A 6635-nucleotide genomic window follows, 5' to 3' on the forward strand; every position below is an offset into this window, starting at 1 on the left:
CTAGGTTATTTCTATATTAGTCGCCACAAATATTTTGGGGGTAATTGGGTGTTGTTTCGCGGAAAACTCACCAGACCCGAGAAACACGACCTAGCGGGAGTTGCGCTTGCGACGGCGCTGCTGGTCGAACCAGACCGCGGCGATGAGGACCGCGCCGACCGCGATCATCTGCCAGAAGTCCTGGACGTGGGTGATGTTGAAGCCCTTCTTCAGCACCGCCGGGATGAACACGCCGATCACCGTGCCCAGCACCGAGCCGATGCCGCCGAAGAGGGACGTGCCGCCCATGACCGTCGCCGCGATGGCGTTCAGGTTGTCGGTGGTGTGCGCCGAAATCGTGGTCGACGCGTAGTACGCCAGCGACATGAAACCGGCGATGCCTGCCAGGAATCCGGTCAGTACATAGATCTTCAGCAGGTGCGCGGTGACGCCGATGCCGACCCGACGGGCCGCTTCGGCGTTGGAGCCGACCGCGTAGGTGTAGCGGCCGAACTTGGTGGTGTGCAACAGCCACGCGCCGATCACCGTGATGACCACGGCCACCAGCACCAGGTTCGGCACCCCGCCGAAGGACGTGCCGTAGCCGAGCGTCTTGTTGAGCTCGGTCGGCACGCTGCGCACGTCGGACCCGTTGTTCAGCAGGTACGCCGCGCCGAGCGCGCCGCCCATGGTGCCGAGCGTGACGATCAGCGGCGGGATCTTGGCCACCGCGATCAGGAAACCGTTGAGCAGACCCCACGCCGTTCCCGCGACGACCGCGGCCGCGAGACCGGCGAAGATGATGCCCCAGCCGGCTTTGGTGGCGTCGCCGTCCGGGCTCAGCCCTTCCATGGTCTTACCAGCGACCATGCCAGCGAAGATCAGGACCGAGCCGACCGACAGGTCGATGCCGCTGGTGATGATCACGAACGTCATGCCGACCGAGAGCACCAGCAGCACCGAGGTCTCGATGAGCAGTGTCTGAAAGGTGAACAGCGTCGCGAACTCGTTCGGTGCGATCGCGGTGAACACCACGATCAGCGCGATGAGCACGAGCGCGATCCAGAACGTGTTGGCAGCGGCCAGCCTCGTCCACATCGGACGCTTCTCGAAGCCGTCGACAGTGGACTGGATGGCGGGCTTTTCCTTGGTGGCCACGGTCACGCCGCCTCCTCTTGCACGAGCGCGCCGGTCATCGCGGCGACGAGATCTTCGAGCTTGGTGTCTTCGGCCTTGAAACGGGCGACGCGCTGGCCGAGGCGCAGCACCTCGATCCGGTCGGCGACGCTGAGCACCTCCGGCATGTTGTGGCTGATCAGCACGACCGCGATGCCGCGGTCACGCACCTTCTTGATGACGTCGAGCACGCGCTCGGTCTGCACCACGCCCAGCGCCGCGGTCGGCTCGTCCATGAACACGACCTTCGACGCCCACACCACCGAGCGCGCGACGGCGACGCTCTGGCGCTGGCCGCCGGACAGTGCGCCGATCGGCACGTCGGTGCTCTGCAAGGTCACGCCGAGCTGCTTGAACTCCTCGATCGCCTGACGGCGCATCTCGGCCTTGTCCAGCATGCCCAGCTTGCCGAGGATGCCCTTGCGGTGGATTTCCCTGCCCAGGAACAGGTTCGCGGCCGGGTCCAGTTCCAGTGCGACAGCCAGGTCCTGGTACACGGTCTCGATACCGAGTTCGCGGGCGGTGGTCGGCGAGTCGAGGCGGATCTTCTCGCCGTCGAGCACGATGTCGCCCTCGTCGGGCTGTTCCGCGCCGGACAGGCATTTGACCAAAGTGGACTTGCCTGCGCCGTTGTCACCGATCAGTGCGGTGACCTCGCCTGCGCGTGCCTGGAACGAGGCTCCGCGCAGTGCTTCCACGGAACCGTAGTGCTTCACCAGATTGCGTGCGTCGAGCAGAATCTCGGCGCTCATGACTTGATCCTTTTCTCGGGTGCGGCCGGACGGCAGCGGATCACCGTCACGTCTCCTTCCACAGTGGACTCACCGGCGTCGCACGGAACGACGTAGGTGTCGCCCTTGGCGAGCGCGTACTCGCCGCCGTGCTCGGTGCGGAGCGTGCCCGCACCGTCCATCACGACCAGTACCGCGAAGCTCGGGTCCAATGACAACGTTGTCGCGTTATGAGAAGAAGGCCGGAGCTGGTCCGCGCGGAAGAATTCGTCGCTGCCGGCGGCTAGCAGGTCCACAGTGGACGAGCTGTCGTCGGCGGTGTGCTTGATGATGCTCGTGAGCCGGTCGGCGTCCCAGCCGGACGTGTCGAGCGTTTCGATCGCCGTCTCGAAGCCCAGTCCCAGGTGGCCCTTTTCGGGGCTGGCCAGGAAATCGCGCCATTCGAGGGTGAGCGAGAAGTCGGTCGGCTGCTGCAGCTCGACGACGAACACGCCCTCGCCGATCGCATGCGGCAGCCCGGCCGGGATGTAGACGGTGTCGCCCGCCTGCACGGGGATGCTGTTCAGCGCGTCCAACATGGTCGGCGCGTCCTGCGTGCGCGCCCAGTCGTTGACGGTCGCCTTGCTGACCGTCTCCTTGAAACCGGGGTAGACGCGTGGGTCGTCGCCGTAGGTGCCGACGATGATCCAGGCCTCGGTCTTGCCGAAGTGCGAGTCGAAGTGCTGCCGCGCGAACGAGTCGGACGGGTGGAAGTGCACGGGCAGGCGCTGGCCCGCGTCGAGCAGCTTCACCAGCAAACCGGTCGACACGCCCAGCGCGTCGATGTGCTTCTGGCCGAGCCAGGCGACCGGGTTGGCGACGATGGCGTCACGCAGCCATTCGCCGTCGGGAAGCTTCGTCAGGCCGTTGGTCTCTTGGCCGAACATCGTGGTGGCCGAGCCGACCCAGTCCTCCGGGCCGAACTTCTCCGACTTCGAAGCGCCGCGCAACGCCGCGATGGCGTCACCGCCTCGGTAGAACTGCGGCGGCTGGTTCGCCGGGAGCCGGATGGGCTCGAGGTGCGCGTTCACGGGGCGACCTCGCCGGAACCACGGGCTACGAGATGCACGGGCAGGACTACCTTTCTCGGGGTTGACTGATCTCCTTGGACCCGCGCGAACAGCAGTTCAGCCGCCGCGTGGCCGAGTGCGCTCACGTCGTGCGCGACCACCGTGACCGGCGGGTCGAGCAGATCGGCGAGCTCGAAGTCGTCGAAGCTGACCATGGCGGGCCGCTTCTCCGCGTGCGCGAGCGCGCGCAGCAGATGGACGGCGACCCGGTTGTTGCCCGCGATCACCGCGGTGGCCGCGTCGGGCCCGGTGAGCAGCAGCTGGACCGCGTCGGACACGCTCTCGGCGGTCGGCGTGCGCATGACCACCAGCCGCTCGTCGAACGCGATCCCGGCGCGGGCGCAGCCTTCGCGGAATCCGCGCAGGCGCTCGCCCGCGGTGTAGATGTCCGGGCTGTCCGCGAGGAACGCGATGCGCCGGTGACCATGCCTGACCAGGTGCGTCACCGCTTCGACCGTGCCGCCGATGTTGTCGACCAGCACGGTGTCGGCGACGATGTCGCCTGCCGGGCGGTCGATGAACACCACCGGGGTGCCCGCGCGCATCTCCGGCACGAGATAGCCGTGCTGCATGCCTGCCGGGACGACCAGGATGCCGTCGACGCGGCGCGCGCAGAACTCCAGCGCCAGCTCGCGTTCGCGGTCGGAGTTCTCCTCGGACGAGCCGGTGAGCACCTGCCGCCCGAAGGAGGTGGCGATCTTCTCGACGGCTCTGTTCAGCTCGGAGTAGAACGGGTTGCCGACGTCCTCGACGATCAGGCCGATGGTGCCCGTGGTCGAGCCGCGGCGCAGGTTGCGGGCGCCGAGGTTGCGGCGGAAGCCGAGCTGCTCGATGGCGGCCATCACGCGCTCGGCGGTGTCGGGGTGGACGGCGGGCTCGTCATTGACGACCCGGCTGACGGTCTTGATGCTGACACCGGCCAGCCTGGCGACGTCACTCATGGTGGCTCGCCGGCTCGCGGTCTTGGGGGCAGCGCCCTGGCCGCCCGACGACAACGTTGTCATAGTGGCTGGGATTGGACACCAGATGTCGCATTCCTGTCAATCCCCGGGCCCCGTTTACCTCCGAATCGCGAGGTCAAAGTGTTACTGCGGATGGCGGATCCCGGTGTCCGGAACAAGACAGGCTCTCACTCACTCCTTGACTGTTCGGTGATCGATTGCCGAAGGTAGCCGCGAATGGGGAGCTGTCCGACAAGGTTGTCATCGGCTGTCTGGAGACGGGAAATGCGGAGCAGGGGTTTGGCCGGGGCGCTGGCGCTCTCGGTGGTCGCGGCGGGATTGTCGCCGGTCGCCGCGCAGGCGCGGCCTGGTGACGCGCTGGAAGCGGTCAACACGTTCATCGGGACCAAGGACGACGGGAACACCTTCCCCGGCGCTTCGGCGCCGTTCGGGATGACCCAGGTGTCGCCGATCGGAAGTCACTACGCGGGCTGGCGGTACGACGACCCGGCGATTCGCGGGTTCGGGCATTTCTTCCTGTCCGGCGCCGGCTGCTGGGAGCAGGGCGGGCTGGTGTCCACCATGCCCGCCACGGGCCCGTTGCCGCAGGTCTTCGACCACAAGCAGTACGCGTCGGCGTACACGCACGACGGTGAGGTCGGGAAACCCGGGTACTACAAGGTCAAGCTGACCGGGTACGGCGGCATCGACGTCGAGGCGACCGCGTCGACCCGTACCGGCGTCGAGCGGTACACATTCGCGAAGCCGGGTGACGCGCACGTGTTCGTCAACGTCGGCCAGGCCAACGACAAGGAGCCGGTGACGGCGTCCTCGATCCGCGTGGTCGACTCGCGCACGGTCGAAGGAACCGTTGAGTCGCAGGCGTTCTGCGGCGGCAAGCCGTACACGACGTTCTTCCGGACGACGTTCGACAAGCCGTTCAAGTCGTTCGGCACGTGGTCGCCCGCCGGCAACGCGCCCGGCTCGAAAGAGTCCGCAGGCGGCGCCGGTCTGCGTGGCGCCTGGCTGGACTTCGACGGCGCGCAGGTGACCGCGTCGACCGCCCTGTCCCATGTGGACGCTGAGGGTGCGCGCAAGAACCTTGAAGTGAAACCGTTCGACCGCGCGCGCGAGGACGCGCAGCGTGTGTGGCGGCGCGAGCTGTCCTCTGTGGACATCGCGGGTGGCGCCAACGACGACCGGACGGTGTTCTACACCTCGCTCTACCACGCGCTGCTGCAACCGTTGACCGGCAACGACGTCGACGGCCGGTACCGCGGTTTCGACAACAAGATCCACCGCGCGGTCGGCTGGACCTACTACGAGTTCTTCTCGCTGTGGGACACCTATCGCACGCAGAACCAGCTGCTCGCGCTGCTGCGGCCGTCGCGGGCGAAGGACATCGCGAAGACCGTGCTGGCCATTCACGACCAAGGCGGCTGGCTGCCTCGGTGGGCCTACGCCAACCAGGAGACGAACACCATGACGGGCGATCCTGTCGTCCCGTTCCTGGTCGACCTGTGGCGGTTCGGCGCGCTGAACGGCTCGGAACTGCAGGCGTACCAAGCACTTCTGCAGAACTCGCGCGAGGTGCCGCCCGCGGCTTCGCCGTTCCAGGGCCGCTCCGGCAACCCGTCGTACCAGAAGGACGGGTTCGTCCAGTACGACCCGAACTTCCCGAAGAAGGGCCAGGACACCGACCCGAACCACGGCGCGTCGGCGACACTGGAGTACGCGCTCGGCGACTGCTCGCTCTCGATCATGGCCGCCGCGCTGGGCAAGCAGGACGACGCGAAAGCGTTGGCGGAGAAGGCACGCACGTACCGCACGCTGTGGGACTCGTCGCTGACCGACCGCGGCTTCTCCGGCTTCTTCCGGCCGAAGGTCCTCGGCGGCGCCTGGTTCACCCCTGCCGACAAGCCGTTCAACCCGCAGAGCCAGGACGGCTTCCACGAGGGCACCTCGTGGCAGTACCAGTGGCTGGTGCAGCAGGACATCCCAGGCCTGACACAGCGCATGGGCGGGTCCGAGGCGGTCGGCAAGCGGCTGGACGACTTCTTCGCGTATGCCGACCTGGTCAAGGACCCGGCGACGACCGTGCGCAAGGAATGGGTCGTCGGCCCGTACAACTACTACAACCAGTTCCGCTACAACCCGAACAACGAGCCGGACCTGCACTCGCCGTGGATGTACGCGCTCACCGGGCAGCCCGGCAAGACCTCGGCGGTCGTCAGGGCGGCGCACACCCTGTTCACCAACGCGCCGAACGGCGTGACCGGCAACGACGACCTCGGCACGATGTCGGCCTGGTACGTGTTCAGCGCGCTGGGTCTCTACCCGGCGGTGCCCGGCACGGGGCAGTTCGTCCTGAACGCCCCGCGCTTCTCGAAGTCGGTGCTGCATCTGGAAAACGGGCGTGACGTGACGCTGCGGGCTTCGGGCGCGGACGCGTCGAAGCTCCAGTACATCTCGGGGCTGAGCGTGGCCGGGCGGGCCTCGGACCGCGTCTACGTCGGCCTCGAACACCTGACCCGAGGCGCCACGCTGGACTTCAAGCTCTCGGCGAGCCCGGCTTCTTGGGCGACTGCGCCGGGCTCGGCCCCGGCCTCCCCCTGCGCCGGGTAGCTCTGACTACCCCCAATGCGGCATTCGTCAGGTTTCAGCCTCCCAATGTGGCGTTCGTCAGCTCAGAGCTGACG

General features: G+C 67.2%; 5 protein-coding genes. 1 reads left to right on the forward strand and 4 read right to left on the reverse strand.

The features are described 5' to 3' along the window. Positions 1-90: 90 nt before the first annotated feature. The 4 genes from ACFV15_RS47495 to ACFV15_RS47510 form a co-directional block, all read right to left on the reverse strand. On the reverse strand, positions 91-1077 hold the full coding sequence (locus tag ACFV15_RS47495) for an ABC transporter permease (protein WP_378360055.1): 987 nt from the start codon (positions 1075-1077) through the stop codon (positions 91-93). A 62-nt stretch (positions 1078-1139) separates the two neighbouring features. After that, the gene (locus ACFV15_RS47500) at positions 1140-1907 is read right to left on the reverse strand and encodes an ATP-binding cassette domain-containing protein (RefSeq protein WP_378360049.1); all 768 of its coding nucleotides are present in this window, start codon (positions 1905-1907) and stop codon (positions 1140-1142) included. Continuing rightward, a complete protein-coding gene (locus ACFV15_RS47505; RefSeq protein WP_378360050.1) occupies positions 1904-2956 on the reverse strand; it encodes a class I mannose-6-phosphate isomerase in 1053 nt (350 codons plus the stop codon). The genes ACFV15_RS47500 and ACFV15_RS47505 overlap by 4 nt, the downstream gene beginning before the upstream one ends. Further along, entirely contained in the window at positions 2953-3936 is a 984-nt protein-coding gene (locus tag ACFV15_RS47510; RefSeq protein ID WP_378360052.1) for a LacI family DNA-binding transcriptional regulator, read from the reverse strand. Before ACFV15_RS47510 ends, ACFV15_RS47505 begins: the two co-directional genes overlap by 4 nt. A 285-nt stretch (positions 3937-4221) precedes the next feature. Here ACFV15_RS47510 and ACFV15_RS47515 point away from each other — a divergent pair, with 285 nt between their 5' ends. Then, positions 4222-6561 (forward strand): GH92 family glycosyl hydrolase, encoded by a 2340-nt coding sequence (locus ACFV15_RS47515; protein ID WP_378360053.1) that lies wholly within the window; start codon positions 4222-4224, stop codon positions 6559-6561. The last annotated feature ends 74 nt before the right edge of the window (positions 6562-6635 follow it).

This window comes from Amycolatopsis sp. NPDC059657, assembly GCF_042734395.1.
Lineage (GTDB): Bacteria > Actinomycetota > Actinomycetes > Mycobacteriales > Pseudonocardiaceae > Amycolatopsis.

Coding starts and splice junctions, on each gene's coding strand:
- ACFV15_RS47510 (WP_378360052.1), bottom strand. CDS start 3,936: ATGAGTGACGTCGCCAGGCTGGCCGGTGTCAGCATCAAGACCGTCAGC.
- ACFV15_RS47495 (WP_378360055.1), bottom strand. CDS start 1,077: ATGTGGACGAGGCTGGCCGCTGCCAACACGTTCTGGATCGCGCTCGTG.
- ACFV15_RS47515 (WP_378360053.1), top strand. CDS start 4,222: ATGCGGAGCAGGGGTTTGGCCGGGGCGCTGGCGCTCTCGGTGGTCGCG.
- ACFV15_RS47500 (WP_378360049.1), bottom strand. CDS start 1,907: ATGAGCGCCGAGATTCTGCTCGACGCACGCAATCTGGTGAAGCACTAC.